The sequence below is a fragment of the Streptomyces sp. NBC_00388 genome, assembly GCF_036061255.1.
Lineage (GTDB): Bacteria > Actinomycetota > Actinomycetes > Streptomycetales > Streptomycetaceae > Streptomyces.
In genome coordinates, this window is record NZ_CP107948.1 from 2,189,034 (window position 1) to 2,208,956 (window position 19,923).

Genomic DNA, 19,923 nt, shown 5'->3' on the forward strand with positions numbered 1-19,923 from the left:
GAACACGTTCCAATCTGACGGAAGGTCAGATACGGGAGTTGGATCAGGTGATACAGATCACGCCGTACTTATATGGCGTTTACCGGAATACACGGCCGCCCCGGGAAGCTTTCACAATGCACCCACCTGGACCGCCCGGCCGTGCGCCGGCCTGTCTTACGCACCGGAGGCTTCACGCATGACACAGGCCGCTCCCTTGCTGCCCGAGACACTCGCCGAGGAACCGCGCACCCGTGGCAGGGGCGGCATCGTCCCCGTCCTCGCCTTCGCAGGCATCGTCGTGGCAGTGATGCAGACGCTACTCGTCCCTGTCATCAAGGACCTGCCGACGCTGCTGAGCACCGCGCCGTCGAACGCGACCTGGGTCATGACCGCCACGCTGCTCGCGGGCGCGATAGCCACGCCGATCATGGGGCGGCTCGGCGACCTCTACGGCAAGCGGCGGATGCTGCTCGTCAGTCTCTCCGTCATGGTGATCGGCTCCCTGATCTGCGGGTTCACCGACAATCTGCTGGTGATGATCGTCGGTCGTGCGCTCCAGGGCTTCGCCATGGGCGCCATCCCGCTCGGCATCGGCATCATGCGCGACGAACTGCCCCGCGAGAAGCTCGGCTCGGCGATGGCCCTGATGAGCTCCTCGATCGGCGTCGGCGGCGGGCTCGCCCTGCCGGCCGCCGCCCTGGTGGCGCAGCATGCCGACTGGCACGCCCTGTTCTTCGGCGCCGCCGGGCTCGGCGTGATCTCGATGGTGCTCACCCTCGTCTTCGTACCGGAGTCCTCGACCCGTGCCCGGGGCAGCTTCGACACCCTCGGTGCGCTCGGCCTCTCGGCCGGTCTGGTCTGCCTGCTGCTGCCGATCACCAAGGGCTCCGACTGGGGCTGGACCTCCGGCACCACGCTCGGCCTCTTCGCCGGGGCGCTCGCCATCCTGCTGCTGTGGGGTGTGATGGAGCTGCGGATCGCGGCCCCGCTGGTGGACCTGCGCACCACGGCCCGCCGCGAGGTGCTGCTCACCAACCTGTCGTCGATCATGGTCGGTGTCGCCTTCTACGCGATCTCCCTCGTCCTGCCGCAGCTGCTCCAGCTGCCGAAGGCGACCGGCTACGGCCTCGGCCAGTCGATGGTGGTCGCCGGGCTCTGCGTGGCACCGCTCGGCCTCACGATGATGCTCACGGCTCCGCTCTACGCCAGGATCGCCGCGAAGTACGGCCCCAAGGTCTCACTGATGATCGGCATGCTGATCATCGCGATCGGGTACGGGGCGGGGCTCGCCCTGATGAGCGCGCCGTGGCAGACCATCATCATCTCGGTAGTCGTGGGCGCGGGCATCGGCCTTGCCTACTCCTCGCTGCCCGCGCTGATCATCGGCGCGGTCGACCCCTCGGAGACGGGCGCGGCCAACGGCCTGAACACGCTGATGCGTTCCATCGGGACGTCGGTGTCGAGTGCGGTGATCGGCATGGTGCTCGCCCACTCCTCGGTCGCGGTGGGCCCGGTCGCCGTACCGAGCATGAGCGGCTTCCGCACCTCGTTCATGATCGCCACGGCGGCGGTCGTCGTCGGCCTCGCGTTCGCGGCGTTCCTGCCCTCGCGCCGGCGCGCGGCCGCCCCGTCGCGGCCCGTCGCGACGAGCGAGACCGGCGCGGTGCCCGTCGGCGAAGCCGCCCTCACGGGCGCACCGGCCCTCTCGGCGGCCCAGGGATTCCGCGGATTCCGGGGCAGGGTGCTCGACGCCGACGGCACTCCGGTGCCGCGCGCCACGGTCACCCTCATCGACCACCGCGGGCGCCAGTCGGGGATCGTGGTCGCGGACGGTACCGGCGACTTCGCGCTCACCGCCAGGTCGGCCGGCGCCTACATCCTGGCCGTCACCGCCCCCGGACGGCAGCCGATGGCCACCCATGTCTCGTACACCAGCGTGGACGAACTGGTCGCGGTGGACCTGCGGCTGGGAGCGACCGTGCCGCAGACCGCGGCCCGGTAGGCCCCGCCCGTTCGGTCCTCACGGGCCCCGGGGGCCCGCGCGAAGCCCCCGGGCCCCCGCATTAGCATGATCCAGCCCCGCCGCGCCCGCACCCGTACTGGAGGACCCCATGGCCGCCCCCACGCCAGCGACCCTGGCAGCTTTCGAGGCCGCCAAGGGATTCATGCCCCGGCACGAAGGGCTCGCGCTGTACGAGGCGGCCGTCACCGCCGCCGGGCTCGGCCTCCCGCTCCTGGAGGTCGGCACCTACTGCGGCCGCTCGACGCTGCTCCTCGCGGACGCGGCGCGCGCGGCCGGAGTCCCGGCGGTCACCGTCGACCACCACCGCGGCAGCGAGGAGCAGCAGCCCGGCTGGGAGTACCACGACCCCTCCGTCGTGGACCCCGAGGTGGGCCTCATGGACACCCTCCCCACCTTCCGCCGCACCCTGCACAAGGCCGGTCTCGAAGACCATGTGATCGCGATGGTGGGCCGGTCCCCGCAGGTCGCGAAGGCCTGGGGCGGACCGCTGGGGCTGGTGTTCATCGACGGCGGCCACACCGACGAGCACGCGACCGGCGACTACGAGGGCTGGGCCCCGCATCTCGCGGACGGCGGCCTGCTGCTCATCCACGACGTCTTCCCCGACCCGGCCGACGGCGGCCAGGCCCCGTACCGCATATACCTCAGGGCCCTCGCGTCCGGCGCCTTCACAGAGATCTCCGTGACCGGATCGCTCCGCGTCCTGCGGCGCACGGGCACCGGCGTCTGAGCGCCCCGGCCCCAGGGTGTACGCGACACCGCAGCCCCTGTACCGGTGGGTCTAAGCTCGCGCCGTGCTGTACGACGATGACGAAAACCGCCCCTCCCTCTCACGCCGCCTGCGCAGCTCCCCCGCGGTGATCACGGTCGCCGTCCTGCTGCCCGCCTGTCTGGCCGGATGGTTCATCTGGCACTCCGCGGGCGGCCCGGACGACGGGACGGCGGCCGGAGCACCGGCGTCCGGCCGGCCGCAGGAGAGTGCCGCACGGACCCCGGGCGGAGCGGCGAGGCCCTCGCACACGGCGACCGGCGACGACAAGCCGGGCAACGGTGCGCCCGCCGGGGGCCGGCCGCTCGCAGGAAAGATCATCGTGATCGACCCGGGGCACAATCCGAACAATTACCACCACCCCAGCGAAATCAACCGCCGGGTGAACATCGGTAACGGCACAACAGAGTGCGACACCACCGGCACTTCCACCAATAGCGGTTATGCCGAGGCCCGGTTCACCCTCGACGTCTCGCACCGGATGCGCGCCCTGCTCGAAAAGCAGGGTGCGACGGTCAGGCTGACCCAGGACGGTGACCGCGGCTTCGGCCCCTGCGTCACCGAACGGGCCGCCGCCGGAAACAAGGCGGAAGCCGACGCGGCCGTCTCCGTGCACGCCGACGGCTCGGCCGCGGGCAACCGCGGCTTCCATGTGATCCTCCCCGCCCTGGTGAAGGCGGGAACGGCCAATACCGCGCCCATCGTGGCCCCTTCGCGCGACCTCGGGACCCGGATCGCCGGGCGGTTCGTCCGGGACACCGGAACCGCACCTTCCAACTACGTCGGCGGCGGCACCGGCTTGGACACCCGGAGCGACCTCGGCGGGCTCAATCTCTCAACCGTGCCCAAAGTGTTCATCGAATGCGGCAATATGCGTGATCCCAAGGACGCCGCTCTGCTCACAAGCGAAAGCTGGCGCCAGAAGGCAGCACAGGGGATCGCGGACGGCATCAGCAGTTTTCTCCACGCGGAGTGACGAGACCCGACACACGACCCGCCGGGGCAGACGATAGATTCACCCCTACGATGGGGAGCCGCCCCCGAGCTCCACGCCGCCCCGACGAGCCGACCTACTAAGGATTCTTACGTGAACATCCGCTCCCTCACACGAGGCGACGGCGTGGTGATCGGAGCAGCGGTGGTGCTGTTCATCGCCTCGTTCCTCGATCTCACCTCTTACGGCAGGCAGTGCAGCGGTTCGTACTGCGCCAACCTGGACAACCCCAGCGCGTGGGACTCACTGGGCACGCTGATGGGCATCTACCTGGCCGGCGTCATCGGGGCGGCCCTGATCACCGTGGCCCGCGCCCTGCCGCAGCCGCGCAAGGTCGCCGGGCTGGACATGGCCCAGTTCGGTGTCGCGTTCACCATCTTCGCGGCGTGGACGGCGTTCTGGACCCTGATCGACGCGTCGAACCGGGGTGCCGGTCTGATCCTCGGGTTCATCGCGGCGCTGGTGCTCGCGGGCGGGGCTGTCGCCGGTCCGATCGTGCCGGCGCTCAAGGCCCCGCTGCTGAGCGCCCCGCGTCCGGCCGCGACGCCGTCCGTGTACGGCGTGCAGGCGGCGGGCGCTCCGGGCCAGGGGTACGGATACCCGGCCGCACAGGGCCAGTCCCCGTACGGCGCCCAGCCGCAGCAGGGCCAGCCGCAGCCCGCCGCCTTCGACGGCCAGGCCGGGCAGCCGAGCCGGCCGCAGGAGGCCCAGCAGCCCGCCGCAGGTACCTCCGGCGGGGAGTTCGCGCCGTTCTGGTTCGCGGTTCCGGTGGCCCGTCCGCTGTACCCGGAGGACGGCTCCCCCACGCCCATCGCCGAACTCGCGCCGGGCACCTGGTACCTGGCCGTCGAGCAGCGCGGCCCCGGTCTGATCGCACAGACCCAGGACGGCCGGCGCGGTGTGCTCCAGGACACCACGGGCATCCAGCGCGGCTAGCCCCGGCGGGCCTTCCGCCCGGCCCGGTACGGCACTTCACGGCCCCCGCCCCTTCCGGGCGGGGGCCGTTGCCCCTACAGTCGCCTGACGACTCGTCAGTTGTGGTGCGACCGGGAGGCTTTCACGATGCGCCTAGGACTCGCTCTCGGCTACTGGGGCCGCGGCCCCGCCCCGGGCCACCTCGAACTGGCGCAGGAGGCCGAACGCCTCGGCTACACGTCGGTCTGGACCTCCGAGGCCTGGGGCTCGGATGCTTTCACCCCGCTGACCTGGATCGCGGCGCACACCTCCCGTATCGGGCTGGGGACGGCCATCGCACAGATGGCGGCACGCACCCCCACCGCCACCGCGATGCACGCGCTCACCCTGGACCACCTCTCCGGCGGCCGGATGATGCTGGGGCTGGGGCTTTCGGGCCCCCAGGTGGTGGAGGGCTGGTACGGGCGCCCCTTCCCCAGCAGCCCGCTCACCGCTACGCGTGAGTACGTCGACGTGATCCGCCAGGTCCTCGCGCGGGAGGCCCCCGTCGAGCTGGACGGCCGCTTCCACGCCCATCCGTACCGGGGCGCCGACGGCACCGGCACCGGCAAGCCGCTCCGCCCGATCACCCATCCGCTGCGGGCCGGGCTCCCCGTACTGCTCGGGGCGGAGGGCCCGAAGAACATCGCCCAGACCACCCGTATCGCGGACGGCTGGCTCCCGCTGTACTGGTCCCCGACCCGCTCCGACGTCTACGAGGCATCGCTCACCGGCCTCCCCGGGAACTTCATGATCGCGCCGATGGTCCGCGCGCACGTCTGCGACAGCGTGGCCGAGGGCCTCATCCCCGTGAAGGCGATGCTCGGCTTCTACATCGGCGGTATGGGCCACGCGGCCCGCAACTTCCACGCGGACCTAATGGCGCGGATGGGGTTCGGGGCCGAGGCCCGGCGGATCCAGGAGCTGTTCCTGGCAGGCCGCAGGGAGGAGGCGGTGCTGGCGGTTCCGGACGCGTTCGCCGACGAGATCTCCCTCGTCGGGCCGCGGCAGCGGATCGCGGAGCGGCTGGAGCTGTGGCGCGCGGGCCCGGTGACGGACCTGCTGGTGACGGCTCCGGACCGGACGACGCTCCGGGCGCTGGCCGAGCTGAACACCTGACCCGCGCCCGCCCCGCGGCGTCCCCGGCAGGGCTCCGGTGCCGGGTGCGGGCCCCCTCGGAACCGCCGCACCCCGGCGCGCACCCCTCAGAACGACGCGCGCTCCAGCCAGAAGTCCAGCAGCGCCCGGTCCCCCAGCACCTCCACCCGGGCGCTTCCCGCGGGCAGCCGCCGGTAGAAGACCTGGAGCACATCGGTCAGCGGGCCCCGCAGCGCCACCGTCGCCTTCTCGTGCCCCCGGCGCCAGGTGAACCCGTCGTCACCGAACTCGATCAGCCACTCGGCGGCGTCCGCGTCCGTGGCGTGCAGATGGACCGACCGGCCGGCGCCCCGGAGCTCCGCCACGTCCTTGTCGCCGGACGCCTGGGCGAAGGCCAGGATCTCCAGCCACTCGTCCACCGCGTCGGCGGCGGTCTCCGCCGCCACCTCGAACGGCACGCCTGCGGTCAGGGCCGCGTCCGCCCGGTGGATCACCGTCTCGTGGACCATCCGGCGGGCCCAGAACCCGGCGCGCTGATCGGCCGCCCATGACCAGACACCGGCGTCGGGGCCGGAAGCCCGCAGCGTCGCGGCGAGCCGCTGGGCACCCGCCGCCAGCCAGGCGTCCAGGGCCGCCGGGTCACCGTCGGCCGGGCCCGCGCTGTCCGGCACCTGTGCGGGCGGGACCGCCTCGGTGGCCCTCGTACGTACGATGGCCCCGGCCCAGCGGTGCGCGCGTCCCACGTGGCGGACCAGCTCCCCGAGGCTCCACTCCGGGCAGGTCGGTACCGTCGCCGCCAGGTCGGCACCGACGAGCGTCTCCCTGAACAGGGCGGTCTGCAGCAGCAGTTCGCCGCAGTAGTGGTCGTGTCCCAGTGAGGTCATGGCACCACCCCAGTGACCGGGCGGGGTGTCCCGGGGGGAACGGATGAGCGAAGGGGGCGCCCCGGAGACAGTTACCTCAGGCATGCATTACGATAACTTGCTAGGTACAAGCAATTATATGGAATGCGATGATCAAAGGTACGGCCGACAGCAGTACGCGAGCGGCACGGCCGGTCGCGATCGAGGGCACGGCAAGCGCCGAGGAGACGGCGTCCGTACTGGGCGCGGAGCTCGTCCGGATGACCCGGCTGATCGCAGCCTGGAAACAACGCGCCAGGACCGAGGCGGGCGCCGCCGACCGGGTATTGCTCGCACGGCTGGTGAACGACGGCCCGCGGCGGGCGACCGATCTGGCGGCGGATGCGTTTCTCGATCTGTCGACGGTCAGCCGGCAGGTCCGTTCCCTGGTGGAACGCGGCCTGGTGGAGCGCCATCCCGATCCGGAGGACCGCCGGGGTTCGCTGCTGTCGGCGACCGGGGCAGGGCGTCTGCGGTTCGAGGAGTACCGCAGTCAGCGGGACGCCCAGCTCGCCACGTTCCTGGAGGCCTGGTCCGGTGAGGACCGCTACCAGCTGATGCGTCTGCTGGCCCGCTTGACCGATGACTTGGTGAGACATCAACACATGCAGCTGGGGACCGGAGGTAATTCGGACAGTGCTGCGCAGCAGGGAGAAAGACACGAATGAGTAGCACCACATCTCCGCCCGCCGTGGAGGCGAAGGCGATACCCACGCCGGGCGGGCTCAGTCACCGGCAGATCCTGACCATCCTGAGCGGCCTGATGCTGGGCATGTTCCTGGCCGCTCTGGACCAGACGATCGTCAGCACATCGATCCGCACGATCGCGGACGACCTGCACGGGCTCAGCGCGCAGGCCTGGGCGACCACCGCCTATCTGATCACCTCGACGATCACCACGCCGCTGTACGGCAAGCTGTCCGACCTCCATGGGCGCAAGCCGTACTTCCTGGCCGCTATCACGATCTTCATCGTCGGTTCGGCGATGTGCACCTTCTCCACCTCGATGAACGAGCTGGCCGCCTTCCGTGCCTTCCAGGGCATCGGCGCCGGTGGTCTGATGTCGCTCGCGCTGGCGATCATCGGTGACATCGTGCCGCCGCGCGAACGGGCGCGCTATCAGGGCTACATGCTCGCCACCTTCGCCACGTCCAGCGTGGCGGGCCCGCTGATCGGCGGCTTCCTCGCCGGTCAGGACACCATCCTGGGCATCACCGGCTGGCGCTGGGTCTTCCTGGTGAACGTGCCGATCGGCATCATCGCGCTGTTCGTCGTCGCGAAGGTGCTGAACATCCCCCATGTCCGCCGCGACCACCGGATCGACTGGTGGGGTGCGGTCACCATCGCCGTCGGTGTGGTGCCGCTGCTGCTCGTCGCCGAGCAGGGCCGGGACTGGGGCTGGGGCGCGACGCGGTCGATCGCCTGTTACGCGATCGGTGGCGTCGGCATCATCGCCTGGGTCTTCGTCGAACGCTGGATGGGGGACGACGCACTGATCCCGATGCGGCTGTTCCGCAACGGGACGTTCAGCAAGACCAGCGTGCTGGCCGTGCTCATCGGTATGGGCATGTTCGGCGGGATGCTGATGATCCCGCAGTACCTCCAGATCGTGAAGGGTGCCAGCCCGACCAAGTCCGGCCTGGAAATGCTGCCGCTGATGCTGGGCATGATCATCAGCTCGATCGCGGCAGGCCAGGTCACATCGAAGACCGGGCGCTACAAGATCTTCCCGATCATCGGCACCGTGCTGATGGTCGCGGCGATGCTGCTCTTCCACTTCCGCGTGCAGTGGGACACCCCGCTGTGGCAGACCATGATCTACATGCTGGTCTTCGGCCTCGGCCTCGGCTGCTGCATGCAGACGCTGGTGCTCGCCGTACAGAACGCGGTCCCGCCGAAGGACATGGGTGTGGCGACCGCGTCGTCCACCTTCTTCCGGCAGATGGGCGCCACCGCCGGTACCGCGATCTTCCTGTCGGTGCTGTTCAGCAACGTCGGCGACAAGATCTCCTCGGCGTTCAGGACCGCCGCGCACACCCCGCAGTTCCAGGCCGCGCTGCACGACCCGGCCGTCCTGTCGAACCCGGCCAACAAGCCGGTGATCGACATGCTGAAGAACCCGGGTGCGGGTGGCGGTCCGAGCGTCCTGAGCGACTCCTCGTTCATCCAGAAGCTGGACCCGCGCCTGGCGACCCCGTTCAAGCAGGGCTTCGCCGACTCGATGCACGTGGTCTTCCTGCTGGGTGCGGGCGTCATCGTGCTGGCCTTCCTGCTGGTGCTGTTCATCAAGGAGGTGCCGCTGCGCCAGGTCTCAGGTCTTGAGGCACGCGCGGCGGAGGACGCCGCGAACGCGGGCAAGGCCGGTGAGGGTGCCGAGGCCACACCGGTGCCCGCCGCCGCCCTGCCGGTGGCAGCCGCCGGGGTCGCCGAGGAAGGCCACGGCCACCACCGCCGGGCCGGCACCGCCCCCCTCGACGCGCTTCCCGTGGACGCAGGGCCCGGCCTTCCGGGACCTGCCGTGTACGGCCAGGTCCGCGACAGCGAGGGCAGCGCGGTACCGCAGGCCGTGGTCACCCTCATCGACGTCGGTGGCCGCCAGCTGGGCCGCACGACGAGCGGTGACGACGGGCACTACTCCCTCGGCACGCCGGGCAGCGGAACGTACATCCTGATCGGTTCCGCCGGCGCCCGTCAGCCGCAGGCTGCCACCGTGGCGGTGGGAGCCGAGCCACTCGCCTTCGACCTGCTGCTCAGCGGCGCTTCGGCACTCTCGGGTGTGGTCCGCAACGCGGTGGGCGGCGCGGCCCTGCCCGGCGCGCTCGTGGTGGCGACCGACCACAGCGGCGAGGTCGTCGCCTCCGGCCCGTCCGGCGCCGACGGCGGCTTCGAACTGCGCGAACTCGTCCCGGGGAACTACACCCTGGCGGTCAGCGCGGAGGGTTACCGCCCGGCCGCCCTGCCGGTCGAGGTCGCCGGCGGTGGCTCGAACTGGTACGAGGTGGCGCTCTCGCCCGGCGCCCGGGTCAGCGGCACCGTGCGCACCCCCGGCGGCCTGCCGCTGCAGGAGGCCCACGTCACGCTGGTCGACATGGCCGGCAACGTGATCGGTACGGTCACCACCGGTACGGACGGCTCCTACGGGTTCGCCGACCTCCACGAGGGTGAGTACACCGTGATCGCCAGTGGCTACGCACCGGTCGCCACACCGCTGCGGATCAACGGCGCCAACCGGGCCGGCTTCGACATCGACCTCGGTCACGAGCCGGTCTCCTGACGGTTCCCGTTCCGGCGTCGCGCGCCGGCCCTTCACAGGGCCGGCGCGCGACGTCGTTTTCCGGGGCACCGGGTCCCGCCCGCCGCCGGGTCCGCCGGCTGCCGGGCCGGATCAGCCGCCCGACAGCTGCCCTGCGGACGGCACCTTGTTCTTGACGTCGACGCCCGCGCTCTTCCCCGCGTCCTTCACCGAGCCGAGCACGCTGTCGAAGCTGCCCGCCGCGCCGCCGTCCCCCTTGCGCAGCTTGCCCGGCAGGCTCTTCAGCGAGGCGACACCGGCCGTGAGCGGCGCGACGGCCCTGGACAGCAGCGGGTCGCCCTTGGCGTTCTTCAGCGCGGCCTTGAGCCTGTTGTACGCGAAGGTGCCGGCCAGGCCCGCCTTGATCAGCGTGAAGGTCCTGCCGTTCGCGCCCTTCTTGAACTTCCCCTTCTTGTACGGCTTCACGATCCACTGGTAGGTCGCACCGGCCGCGAGCCCCGCGTTGGCGACGAAGCGGGTCTTGGCCAGCTTCTGCTTGTCGGCCGAGGCCGTCGGTGCCGCCGGCGCGGACGCGGACGACGTCGTGCGGTGGCCGCTGTCGCTGCCGCAGGCGGTGGATCCGGCCAGCAGAGCACCGGACAGGACCACGGCGACGGCGGTGCGGCGGAGCGGGGCTGTGGCGACCACGGTGGACCTCCGGAGACCGGGAGCGGAGGGCGCGCACAGCGCGCGACCTGCGTACTGCCGCAGCGTCACCCGGCTGCGCGCGCACCGCGAGCCGGGGTGGTCCGTACGGGTTTTCGAGGCAGGGGTTTCACGCACGCACAAGCGGAAACACGTTCGGCCATGTCCAGATATTCGAACGGAAGCAGTCCGGCGGCGAACGTCATCATGGTGATCGCCGATGTCATGGCCTTCATCCTGGGCCTGTGGATCCTGATGTATCTGCTGGACGCGAACCGGGCCAACGACCTGGTGACCTTCGTCCATCACACGGCCGACTGGCTGGCCGGGTGGTCCCGTGACCTGTTCACCTTCGACGAGGCGTGGGCCCGCGTCGTCGCCGGCTACGGCCTCGCGGCGGTCGTGTACCTCTTCATCGGCCACCTCATCGCGGGCCGGGTACGCCGGCACTGAGCCGGTACCGGCCCCCCGCCGGGACCGGCGGCGCCGGCCCCGGTTCACACCGTCAGCGGCAGCAGTCCGGTTCCAGCCCGGCAGGCAGCCGCTCCGCCCCGAAGACCGCGGTGGTCGCCTCGTCCCCCCCGAGCGCGGCCACCGCGAGCAGCAGCGACCCCGCCGTCCAGCTGGTGCGCTCCAGTGGCCACAGCGCCCGGTCGTCGAACACGTACCCCGTCCAGTACATGCCGTCGTCCGCACGCAGGTGCCGGATCGACTGGAGGATCTCCAGCGCCCGGTCCGACTCCCCCATCACCCAGAGCGTCAGGGCGAGTTCGCAGCTCTCGCCGCCGGTCACCCAGTTGTTGGGCAGCACACAGCGCACCCCGAGGTCCGGTACGACGAAGCGGTCCCACTCCGCGTCGATCCGCTGCTTCGCAGCCGCTCCGCCGACCGCGCCGCCGAGCACCGGGTAGTACCAGTCCATCGAGTAGCGGCTCTTGTCCAGGAAGCGCTCGGGGTGGCTGCGGATCGCGTGTCCCAGCGCCCCGGTGGCCAACTCCCAGTCCGGCTGCGGCTCTTCGCGCTGCTCGGCGAGCGCGAGCGCGCAGCGCAGGGCCTGGTAGACGGACGAGGAACCGGTCAGCAGCGCGTCTTCCACCACCGCCCCGCCGTCCTCGGCGGGCTCCCGCTTCCAGCCGATCTCGCCACCCGGCTGCTGGAGCCGGAGCACGAACTCGACCGCTCCGTACACGACGGGCCACATCCGGTCGGCGAAGGTGTCGTCGCCGGTGGCCAGATAGTGGTGCCAGACGCCAACGGCCACGTACGCGCAGAAGTTGGTCTCCCGGCCCCGGTCGGTGACCCGGGCCGCGTCGCCGTCCTGGTAGGCGGCGTACCAGGAGCCGTCGTCGTTCTGGTGCCGGGCGAGCCAGGCGTACGCGCGCCCGGCTGCCTCGTGCTCCCCCGCGGCGTCCAGCGCCATGGCTGCCTCGGTGTGGTCCCAGGGGTCGAGGTGGTGCCCGCGGAACCACGGGATCGCGCCGTCCTCACGCTGGACGGCGAGGATCCCGGCGACCGTCCGGGCGGCCTGCTCGGCGGTGAGGACTCCGGGCAGGACCAGGTGTTCCGTACGGCCCGGTGAGGTCACGCGCCCACCCTCGGTGTGTGGGGCTTGGTCGCGTACGCCACGAAGCTCTTGCCGACGACCGGGTTGAGGGCGCGCTCGGCGAGCCGGGTGGCGAGCGGCTTCTTCATGATGTCCCAGACCAGCAGCTGGTGGTAGGCGCGTACCGGCAGCGCCTTGTCGTTGTCGACGCCGAACGCGCACTTCAGCCACCAGTACGGCGCGTGCAGCGCGTGCGCGTGGTGGCTGCCGTACGGGCGCAGCCCGGCCTCGCGGATCTTGCCGAGCAGCTCGTCCGCCTTGTAGATGCGGATGTGACCGCCCTCGACCTCGTGGTAGGCGTCGGAGAGCGCCCAGCAGATCTTCTCGGGCCCGTACCGGGGCACGGTGATCGCGATCCGGCCGCCGGGCTTCAGCACCCGCACCATCTCGGCGAGCACTCCCTTGTCGTCCGGGATGTGCTCCATGACCTCGGAGATGATCACGACGTCGAAGGAGGCGTCGGGGAACGGCAGGTTGAGCGCGTCACCCTCCATGGCGGTGGCCGTGGCACCGGCGGGGGCCTCGCCCTCCTCCTTCATGGCGGCGAACCACTTGGCGACCTCGCGGATCTCGTCGCCGTTCTGGTCGAGTGCCACCACCTGCGCGCCGCGGCGGTAGCACTCGAAGGCATGCCTGCCCGCACCGCAGCCGAGATCGAGCACACGGTCGCCCGGGGCGAGCGGGAAGCGGGAGAAGTCCACGGTCAGCACGGGGGGTCTGCCTTCTTCGCTGGAGGATGGGAGGGGTACGACAGGACGGCCTACGCGGGCGCGGTCGTCCGGGCGCCGGCGCGGTGGGCCGCGATGGCTTCGTGGTAGCGCTCGGCGGTGCCGATGGCGGCCTGCTTCCAGGTGAAGCGGGCCAGCACGCGCTCCCGCCCCGCGGCGCCGAGGCGGGTACGGAGCACGGGGTCGGCGAGCAGCCGGGACAGGGCTCCGGCCAGCGCGCCCGCGTCGCCTGGCGGCACCGCCAGACAGGTCTCGCCGTCGGCGCCCGTGACCTCGGGGATGGCGCCGCCGGTCGTCGCGACCAGCGGGGTGCCGGTGGCCATCGCCTCGGCGGCGGGCAGTGAGAAGCCTTCGTAGAGCGAGGGCACACAGGCGATCTGCGCACCGCGTACGAGATCGACAAGCTCCTCGTCGCTGATGCCCTTGACGAAGCGGACCGCGCCGTCGAGGCCGTACCGCTCGATGGCCTGCGCGACGGGCCCGTCCTCGGCGCGTCTGCCGACGACGACGAGGTGGGCGGCCGGGTGCTCGGTGCGCAGCTTGGCGAGGGCCTCGACGAGATGGACCAGGCCCTTGAGCGGTACGTCGGCGCTGGACGTCGTGACGATCCGGCCGGGCACCTCGGTCACGGCGGGGTCGGGCGACCAGAGTTCGGTGTCGGCGCCGATGTGCACGACGTGGATCCGGTCCCGGCGCACCCCGAGGTCCTCGATGATCTCCTGCTGCGACGAGCCGGAGACGGTGAGGACGGACGGCAGCCTGCGGGCGACCCGCTTCTGCATCCGCGTGAAGCCGTACCAGCGGCGTACGGAGGCGCGGCGGCGCCAGCCGTCCGCTGCCGCGAGGTCGAGCCGCCGGTCGACGGTGATGGGGTGGTGGACGGTGGTGACCAGCGGCGCCCCGAGGTCGCCGAGCAGCCCGTAGCCGAGCGTCTGGTTGTCGTGGATGACGTCGAACTCGCCGCGCCTGGCGAGGAGATGACGCCGGGCGCGCAGCGAGAAGGTCAGCGGCTCGGGGAAACCGCCGGTCCACATGGTGCCCACCTCGACGGCGTCGATCCAGTCGCGGTACTCGTCGCGCCCGGGGGTACGGAAGGGGTCCGGGCTGCGGTACAGGTCGAGGCTGGGCAGCTCGGTGAGCGGGACGCCCTCGTCGAGCACCGGGAAGGGCTGGGCACCGATCACCTCGACGGTGTGCCCGAGCCTGGCCAGCTCCCGTGAGAGGTGCCGGGCGTAGACGCCCTGGCCCCCGCAGTAGGGGTTGCCCTTGTAGGTGAGGAGCGCGATACGCAGCGGGCCCCGGGCACCGGTGGCGGAGCCTCCGGCAAGGGGGTCCGCTTCTACGGCCTCAGCGGTCACACTCGGCCCCCTTCTCGCAGCAGTCCCGGCGGAGCGTAGTCGCTCACGCTAATCTAGAACAAGTTCTCGCAAGCCTGGGGCCCGGGGGACGGCCCCGGAGGAACATGGCCAGACTTGATCGTTCAATGAGCTTCGAATCTACCGGCAGGTAGCACCGTCGTAACAGCCGGATCAGGTGATTCGCGCCACGGCGGGATCGGATGGGACAGATGACTGTGGAAGCCAAGCCGGGGTCGCCACCCCTGACGGAGCGGCAGGAGGCGCGCCGCCGCCGGATCCTGCACGCGAGCGCCCAGCTGGCCGGCCGCGGGGGCTTCGACGCGGTGCAGATGCGTGAGGTCGCCGAGGACTCGTCGGTGGCGCTCGGCACGCTCTACCGGTACTTCCCTTCCAAGATCCATCTGCTGGTCGCCACCATGCAGGACCAGCTCCAGCATCTGCACGCCGCCCTCCGCAAGCGGCCCCCGGCGGGCGACACCCCCGCCGAGCGCGTCGCGTCGACACTGATGGGCGCCTTCCGCGCGCTCCAGCGCGAGCCGCATCTGGCGGACGCGATGGTGCGGGCGCTGACCTTCGCCGACCGGAGCGTCAGCCCCGAGGTGGACACCGTCTCCCGGCTGACGACGGCGATCATCCTGGACGCGATGGGGCTGGAACACCCCACTCCCGAGCAGCTGTCGGCGGTCCGGGTCATCGAGCACACCTGGCACTCCGCGCTGATCACCTGGCTGTCCGGGAGGGCCTCGATCGCCCAGGTGAAGATCGACATCGAGACCGTCTGCCGGCTGATCGACCTGACCGGCCCGGAGAGCGGCGGTCCCGGCCGGGTCCCGGCACCGTAAGGACCCCGCACAGGCACGGCCCCACGGGGACCGGCCGCTACTCGTCGGGCGGGAAGACCGGCTCGCCGCTCTCCAGCAGCGTGATCGTGATCGCCTCCACCGGACAGCCCTCGGCCGCGGCCAGCACCTTCTCGTTGGCGTCGGTCCCCGGCGCGCGCGGGTGGGACTGGCGCGCCGCGTCGAGCGTGAACCCGTCGGGGGCGTGGTTCACACACATCCCGGACCCGATACAGACCGACCTGTCGACCTCCACATGCCAGCGGTCCCCCATCACCGCGCCTCGCCCGCCGCCGGTTCGTACCCGGCGGGGAGGTGGATCATCTTGTGCTCGAAGTACTCCCCGTACCCCTCGGGACCGAACTCCCGCCCCACGCCGGAGTTCTTGTAGCCGCCGAAGGGGCCGAGCATGTCCAGGCTGAAGGTGTTCACGCTGTAGGTACCCGTCCTGACCCGCCGGGCGATCTCGATGCCGTGCTCGACGTCCGCCGTCCACACGCTCCCGCTGAGCCCGTAGTCGGAGTCGTTGGCGATCCTCACCGCCTCCTCCTCGTCCCCGTAGGGCAGCAGGCAGATGACCGGGCCGAAGATCTCCTCACGGGCGATCCGCATCGAGTTGGCGACGTCCCCGAAGAGCGTCGGCTCGACGTACCAGCCGCTTCCCTGAGACGCGGGGCGGCCGCCGCCGGTGAGGATCTTGGCACCCTCCTCCTGGCCGATGCGGATGTAGTCCAGGGACCGCTGCTGCTGGCGGCGCGCCACCAGCGGACCGACCTCGGTCGCCGGGTCCAGCGGGTCACCGACCTTCAGCGCGCCCGCGGCGGCTGCGAACGCCTCGGCGATCTCGTCGTACCTGCTGCGGGGGACCAGGATCCGGGTCTGGGCCACACACGCCTGCCCGTTGATCATCCAGGCGAACGGCACGATGCCCGCGACCGCCGCCCCCAGGTCCGCGTCGGGCAGGATGATCGCCGCCGACTTCCCGCCCAGTTCCAGGGTCACCCGGGTCAGATTGCGCGCGGCGACCTCCATCACCCGCTTTCCCGCGGCGACCGACCCGGTGAAGGACACCTTGTCGACGCCGGGGTGTCCGACGAGGTACTCGCTCACCTCGCGGTCGGCCGGCAGGATCGAGAGGACCCCCTCCGGGAGTCCGGCCTCGCTGACGATGCCGGCGAGCACATAGGCGTCCAGCGGGGTCTCCGGCGAGACCTTGAGGATCGCGGGGCAGCCCGCGAGCAGCGCGGGGGCGAGCTTGGCCGCCGCGGTGAACTGCGGGACGTTCCACGGGACCACCGCGGCCACCACCCCGACCGGCTCGCGCCGTACCAGCAGCTTGCCGAGGGCGCCGTCGCGCCGCTCCTCGTACGGGAAGGCGCGCGCGGTCGTGATCGCCGCGTCCCACACCATCATCGCGGCGAGCGCCTGCACCATGACGCTCGACGTGTACGGGGTGCCGTTCTGCGCGCTGATGAGGCGGGCGATCTCCTCGTACCGCACGGCGAACGCGTCCTTGATCCGGGTGATCACCTCGATGCGCTCGTCCAGTGACATCCGGGGCCAGGGCCCTTCGTCGAACGCCTGCCGCGCCACGGCGACGGCGCGGTCCACATCGGCCTCGGAGGCGTGCGGCACGCGCCCGATGACCTGCTCGGTGTGGGGCGAGACGACTTCGATGACGCCGGTGCCGAGGGGCTCCGCCCACTCCCCGCCGATGAAGAGCTGTCCGTGTTCCACAAGCTCGGTCATGACTGACTGCCTCCGGGGGACGCTTTCTGACGCTGTATCAGAAACTGATACCAGTTCCACTTCCCAACCGGAACCCCCGGAGGACCCCGGGTCCGGCCGGACCCGGGCGGGCGGGACGGGGGACCGCCCGGCCCGCGGGCCATTGGAACCGGTTCTAGTTATAGTGGGCCCGCGAGCAAAGGCCTTACCCCGGAGGAGAGTTGAGGACACCATGGCGCAGGTGACCGAGCACGGCGGAGGCGTCTGGTCCATCGAGGTACCGATCCCCGACAACCCCCTCGGCCACACCCTGGTCCACGTCGTCGCGACGGACCGCGGCCCGGTGCTCATCGACACCGGCTGGGACGACCCCGCCTCCTGGGACGCGCTGACCGCGGGCCTCGCAGCGCTCTCGCTGGCCGTCACGGACATCCACGGCGTCCTCATCACCCACCACCACCCCGACCACCACGGGCTCTCCGGACAGGTGCGCGAGGCATCCGGCGCCTGGCTCGCGATGCACGCGGCGGACACCGAGATCGTCAAGCGCACCCGGGACGCCGAACCGGCGGTCTGGCTGGACTACCTCACCCGGAAACTCGCCGCCTCAGGGGCGCCCGACGAGCACCTCGCACCGCTGCGCCGGGCCCGGGCGTCCGGCCGGGCCCGGTCGCTCCCCGGCCTGCGGGCCGCCGTCCCCGACCGTGAGATCGTCCCCGGCGACCTGCTCCCGCTGCCCGGCCGCAGACTCCGCGCCGTCTGGACGCCAGGACACACCCCCGGCCACGTCTGCCTCCACCTGGACGAGGAGCACCCGGCGAACCTGCCCGGCAGCGGACGGCTCTTCTCCGGCGACCATCTGCTGCCGGGCATCACCCCGCACATCGGGCTCTACGAGGACCCGGACGACACCACGGCCACCGACCCGCCCTTCCTCCCGGCCCCGCAGGACCGGGGTGATCCGCTGGGCGACTACCTGGACTCCCTGGAGCGGATCGGCCGGCTCGCCCCCGCCGAGGTGCTCCCCGCCCACCAGTACGCCTTCACCGGCGCAGCCGCCCGGGTAAGGGAGTTGCTCGCCCACCACGAGGACCGGCTCCGCGGCCTGCTGACCCTGCTGGCCCGGCCGCTCACCCCCTGGCAGATCGCGGAGCGGATGGAGTGGAACCGCCCCTGGGAGCAGATTCCGCACGGTTCACGCTCCATCGCGGTCTCGGAGGCCGAGGCCCATCTGCGGCGGCTGGTGAAACTGGGGCGCGCGGAAGCCCTCCCGGGGAGCGATCCCGTGACCTATGTGGCGGTATGACCGGCAACGTCTCCCCTCCCCGGCGGCACCGGTACGGGACGGCGGGCCGCCGCCCCGGAACCGTCCGCCGCCGCACTCGTCACCCGCTCACCGCCGGCAGCCGAACTCGGAAGCAGCGCCGGATAGTCCGCTGGTCGGAGTAGCGTTAGGGTCATGCATTCAGTACCGCATATCACGAGGGGGGCGGCCGCCGATGGCGCCGGACGAGGCTGTGATCGGCTGCACGGGGAAGCTGGTCCTGGCCACGCGCGGACCCGCCGGCCCCGGTGAGGTTCTGGTCCGGGTCAGGGGAGGCTGGGAAGCCTTTCTCGCCTGGTCCGAAGAGCCCTTGTCGTACGGGGCGACAGTGCTCGTGATCGAATCCCGTGGTACTCGCCAGGTCGACGTCATCGAGTGGGCCGATCCCGTGGATCCGCTGGATGCGCTGACCCTCGACCCCGGCGACACCGACTAAGGAGACCAAGGATGTTGGGTTATCGCGTTCCAGCGCCGGACGAGGCCATGCTCATCTCGGGAGGCAGGCGGGGTCTGGGCGGTGCGCCCTTCAGGGTCGTGACCGGCCACGGCAAGTTCGTGCTTCCGGTCTTCCGCAAGACCCGCTTCCTGACACTCGCGATGTGCGAGGCCGAGGTCGCCGAGACCTGCGTGACCCGGCAGGGCATCGTTCTGACCGTGCGGGCCGTCATCGCCTTCAAGGTCGGCAACGACACCGAGAGCATCGTCAACGCCGGCCAGCGCTTCCTCTCCGACCAGGACCAGATGTCGGTGCTGACCGGCCGGATCTTCTCCGGTCACCTGCGTTCGATCATCGGCTCGATGACCGTCGAGGAGATCGTCACCGAGCGGCAGAAGCTCGCCACCGAGGTGCTGGAGACCTCCAAGACGGAGATGGCCAAGATCGGCCTCATCGTGGACTCGCTCCAGATCCAGTCGATCGACGACGGCGAGACGGGCTACATCTCCGCGATGTCCGCCCCGCACACCGCGGCCATCCAGCGGCAGGCACAGATCGCCCAGGCGCAGGCCACCCAGGCCTCCGTCGAGGCGCAGCAGGAAGCCACCCGTAACCAGGCCGAGTACGCGCGGCAGACCGCCGTCGTGCAGGCGCAGTACTCGGCGGAGGTGGACAGGGCGCAGGCGGAGGCCGCCCAGGCCGGCCCGCTCGCCCAGGCGCACGCACAGCAGGAGGTGCTCCTGGCCCAGACCGAACTGGCCGAGCGGGCGGCCCAGTTGCGCCAGCAGCAGCTCGTCGCCGAGATCGTGAAGCCGGCCGAGGCCGACGCGGAGCGCATCAGGGTGCTGGCCGTCGCCGAGGCCGAGCGGATGAAGATCCAGGCCGCGGCCGCCGCCTCGTACGACCGGGTGGCGCTCGACCGGATGCTGATCGACCAGCTCCCGCAGATCGTCAAGGAGGCCGCGTCCGGCCTCGCGGGCGCCAATGTGAACGTGCTCAACGGGGCGGACGGCCTGGGCGAGATCGCCGCCGGGCTGGTCGGCCAGGGCCTGACGATCCTCGACTCGGTACGGAAGAACCTGGGCGCGCAGGACGACGACGCCCACCAGAGCGGCCGGGGCGCGGAGATCCAGCGCTATCTCGGCGGGAAGTCCGGCAACGACCACGGGGACAACGGGCCGATCGACATCAAGTAGGACCGCACGGCCCCGGGGCCGTGCACGGCAGTGGAGGACGGCGGCGCACCGG

General features: G+C 71.3%; 19 protein-coding genes. 12 read left to right on the forward strand and 7 right to left on the reverse strand.

Going from position 1 to position 19,923, the window contains the following annotated elements; translation table 11 throughout:
- Positions 1–178: 178 nt before the first annotated feature.
- The 5 genes from OG917_RS09980 to OG917_RS10000 all read left to right on the forward strand — a co-directional run bounded on the left by OG917_RS09980 (position 179) and on the right by OG917_RS10000 (position 5,841).
- Positions 179–1,984: an MFS transporter gene (locus OG917_RS09980; protein ID WP_328317209.1), complete on the forward strand. Its 1,806-nt coding sequence runs from the start codon at positions 179–181 to the stop codon at positions 1,982–1,984.
- Between the two features lie 109 nt (positions 1,985–2,093).
- The gene (locus tag OG917_RS09985; protein ID WP_328317210.1) at positions 2,094–2,735 is read left to right on the forward strand and encodes a class I SAM-dependent methyltransferase; all 642 of its coding nucleotides are present in this window, start codon (positions 2,094–2,096) and stop codon (positions 2,733–2,735) included.
- A gap of 64 nt (positions 2,736–2,799) precedes the next feature.
- A complete protein-coding gene (locus tag OG917_RS09990; protein ID WP_443058933.1) occupies positions 2,800–3,750 on the forward strand; it encodes an N-acetylmuramoyl-L-alanine amidase in 951 nt (316 codons plus the stop codon).
- A gap of 111 nt (positions 3,751–3,861) precedes the next feature.
- Positions 3,862–4,704, forward strand: coding sequence for a DUF5336 domain-containing protein (locus tag OG917_RS09995; RefSeq protein ID WP_328317211.1), 843 nt, complete (start codon positions 3,862–3,864; stop codon positions 4,702–4,704).
- Between the two features lie 126 nt (positions 4,705–4,830).
- On the forward strand, positions 4,831–5,841 hold the full coding sequence (locus OG917_RS10000; RefSeq protein ID WP_328317212.1) for an LLM class F420-dependent oxidoreductase: 1,011 nt from the start codon (positions 4,831–4,833) through the stop codon (positions 5,839–5,841).
- A gap of 86 nt (positions 5,842–5,927) precedes the next feature.
- Here the strand turns inward: OG917_RS10000 and OG917_RS10005 are convergent, their stop codons facing one another.
- Positions 5,928–6,704 carry a maleylpyruvate isomerase family mycothiol-dependent enzyme gene (locus OG917_RS10005; RefSeq protein ID WP_328317213.1) on the reverse strand — a complete coding sequence of 259 codons (777 nt, stop codon included), beginning with the start codon at positions 6,702–6,704 and terminating at the stop codon, positions 5,928–5,930.
- Positions 6,705–6,832: 128 nt separating this feature from the next.
- Between OG917_RS10005 and OG917_RS10010 the strand changes: the two genes are divergently transcribed.
- Together OG917_RS10010 and OG917_RS10015 are read left to right on the forward strand one after the other, a co-directional pair.
- The gene (locus OG917_RS10010) at positions 6,833–7,390 is read left to right on the forward strand and encodes a MarR family winged helix-turn-helix transcriptional regulator (RefSeq protein WP_328317214.1); all 558 of its coding nucleotides are present in this window, start codon (positions 6,833–6,835) and stop codon (positions 7,388–7,390) included.
- Complete coding sequence (locus tag OG917_RS10015; RefSeq protein ID WP_328317215.1) at positions 7,387–9,996, forward strand: MFS transporter; 2,610 nt, start codon at positions 7,387–7,389, stop codon at positions 9,994–9,996. The genes OG917_RS10010 and OG917_RS10015 overlap by 4 nt, the downstream gene beginning before the upstream one ends.
- A gap of 111 nt (positions 9,997–10,107) precedes the next feature.
- Here the strand turns inward: OG917_RS10015 and OG917_RS10020 are convergent, their stop codons facing one another.
- The gene (locus OG917_RS10020; RefSeq protein ID WP_328317216.1) at positions 10,108–10,662 is read right to left on the reverse strand and encodes a hypothetical protein; all 555 of its coding nucleotides are present in this window, start codon (positions 10,660–10,662) and stop codon (positions 10,108–10,110) included.
- 159 nt (positions 10,663–10,821) lie between these two features.
- Between OG917_RS10020 and OG917_RS10025 the strand changes: the two genes are divergently transcribed.
- Positions 10,822–11,112 (forward strand): hypothetical protein, encoded by a 291-nt coding sequence (locus OG917_RS10025; RefSeq protein ID WP_328317217.1) that lies wholly within the window; start codon positions 10,822–10,824, stop codon positions 11,110–11,112.
- A 52-nt stretch (positions 11,113–11,164) separates the two neighbouring features.
- On the opposite strand, the gene OG917_RS10030 is transcribed toward OG917_RS10025, so the two are convergent.
- From OG917_RS10030 to OG917_RS10040, 3 genes are read right to left on the reverse strand one after another with little or no spacing between them, the layout of a single operon-like run.
- Positions 11,165–12,244 (reverse strand): prenyltransferase, encoded by a 1,080-nt coding sequence (locus OG917_RS10030; RefSeq protein WP_328317218.1) that lies wholly within the window; start codon positions 12,242–12,244, stop codon positions 11,165–11,167.
- Positions 12,241–12,972 carry a class I SAM-dependent methyltransferase gene (locus tag OG917_RS10035; protein ID WP_328317219.1) on the reverse strand — a complete coding sequence of 244 codons (732 nt, stop codon included), beginning with the start codon at positions 12,970–12,972 and terminating at the stop codon, positions 12,241–12,243. The genes OG917_RS10030 and OG917_RS10035 overlap by 4 nt, the downstream gene beginning before the upstream one ends.
- 50 nt (positions 12,973–13,022) lie before the next feature.
- Positions 13,023–14,348 (reverse strand): glycosyltransferase family 4 protein, encoded by a 1,326-nt coding sequence (locus OG917_RS10040; protein WP_328317220.1) that lies wholly within the window; start codon positions 14,346–14,348, stop codon positions 13,023–13,025.
- Between the two features lie 209 nt (positions 14,349–14,557).
- Between OG917_RS10040 and OG917_RS10045 the strand changes: the two genes are divergently transcribed.
- Positions 14,558–15,190: a TetR family transcriptional regulator gene (locus OG917_RS10045; protein ID WP_328317221.1), complete on the forward strand. Its 633-nt coding sequence runs from the start codon at positions 14,558–14,560 to the stop codon at positions 15,188–15,190.
- Between the two features lie 37 nt (positions 15,191–15,227).
- Here OG917_RS10045 and OG917_RS10050 read toward each other — a convergent pair whose 3' ends face one another.
- Both OG917_RS10050 and OG917_RS10055 read right to left on the reverse strand, forming a co-directional pair.
- Entirely contained in the window at positions 15,228–15,461 is a 234-nt protein-coding gene (locus tag OG917_RS10050; protein ID WP_328317222.1) for a ferredoxin, read from the reverse strand.
- A complete protein-coding gene (locus OG917_RS10055; RefSeq protein WP_328317223.1) occupies positions 15,461–16,936 on the reverse strand; it encodes an aldehyde dehydrogenase in 1,476 nt (491 codons plus the stop codon). The genes OG917_RS10050 and OG917_RS10055 overlap by 1 nt, the downstream gene beginning before the upstream one ends.
- 211 nt (positions 16,937–17,147) lie before the next feature.
- On the opposite strand from OG917_RS10055, the gene OG917_RS10060 reads away from it, so the two are divergent.
- The 3 genes from OG917_RS10060 to OG917_RS10070 all read left to right on the forward strand — a co-directional run bounded on the left by OG917_RS10060 (position 17,148) and on the right by OG917_RS10070 (position 19,871).
- Entirely contained in the window at positions 17,148–18,221 is a 1,074-nt protein-coding gene (locus OG917_RS10060) for an MBL fold metallo-hydrolase (protein ID WP_328317224.1), read from the forward strand.
- Positions 18,222–18,414: 193 nt separating this feature from the next.
- The gene (locus OG917_RS10065; RefSeq protein WP_328317225.1) at positions 18,415–18,675 is read left to right on the forward strand and encodes a hypothetical protein; all 261 of its coding nucleotides are present in this window, start codon (positions 18,415–18,417) and stop codon (positions 18,673–18,675) included.
- A gap of 11 nt (positions 18,676–18,686) precedes the next feature.
- Positions 18,687–19,871, forward strand: coding sequence for a flotillin family protein (locus OG917_RS10070; RefSeq protein ID WP_328317226.1), 1,185 nt, complete (start codon positions 18,687–18,689; stop codon positions 19,869–19,871).
- Positions 19,872–19,923 lie beyond the last annotated feature (52 nt).

Excerpts from the sequence above, each read along its gene's own strand:
- OG917_RS09980 (WP_328317209.1), top strand. The coding sequence starts at position 179 with ATGACACAGGCCGCTCCCTTGCTGCCCGAGACACTCGCCGAGGAACCG.
- OG917_RS09985 (WP_328317210.1), top strand. The coding sequence starts at position 2,094 with ATGGCCGCCCCCACGCCAGCGACCCTGGCAGCTTTCGAGGCCGCCAAG.
- OG917_RS10000 (WP_328317212.1), top strand. The coding sequence starts at position 4,831 with ATGCGCCTAGGACTCGCTCTCGGCTACTGGGGCCGCGGCCCCGCCCCG.
- OG917_RS10005 (WP_328317213.1), bottom strand. The coding sequence starts at position 6,704 with ATGACCTCACTGGGACACGACCACTACTGCGGCGAACTGCTGCTGCAG.
- OG917_RS10010 (WP_328317214.1), top strand. The coding sequence starts at position 6,833 with ATGATCAAAGGTACGGCCGACAGCAGTACGCGAGCGGCACGGCCGGTC.
- OG917_RS10015 (WP_328317215.1), top strand. The coding sequence starts at position 7,387 with ATGAGTAGCACCACATCTCCGCCCGCCGTGGAGGCGAAGGCGATACCC.
- OG917_RS10025 (WP_328317217.1), top strand. The coding sequence starts at position 10,822 with ATGTCCAGATATTCGAACGGAAGCAGTCCGGCGGCGAACGTCATCATG.
- OG917_RS10045 (WP_328317221.1), top strand. The coding sequence starts at position 14,558 with ATGACTGTGGAAGCCAAGCCGGGGTCGCCACCCCTGACGGAGCGGCAG.
- OG917_RS10050 (WP_328317222.1), bottom strand. The coding sequence starts at position 15,461 with ATGGGGGACCGCTGGCATGTGGAGGTCGACAGGTCGGTCTGTATCGGG.
- OG917_RS10055 (WP_328317223.1), bottom strand. The coding sequence starts at position 16,936 with ATGACCGAGCTTGTGGAACACGGACAGCTCTTCATCGGCGGGGAGTGG.
- OG917_RS10060 (WP_328317224.1), top strand. The coding sequence starts at position 17,148 with ATGGCGCAGGTGACCGAGCACGGCGGAGGCGTCTGGTCCATCGAGGTA.
- OG917_RS10065 (WP_328317225.1), top strand. The coding sequence starts at position 18,415 with ATGGCGCCGGACGAGGCTGTGATCGGCTGCACGGGGAAGCTGGTCCTG.
- OG917_RS10070 (WP_328317226.1), top strand. The coding sequence starts at position 18,687 with ATGTTGGGTTATCGCGTTCCAGCGCCGGACGAGGCCATGCTCATCTCG.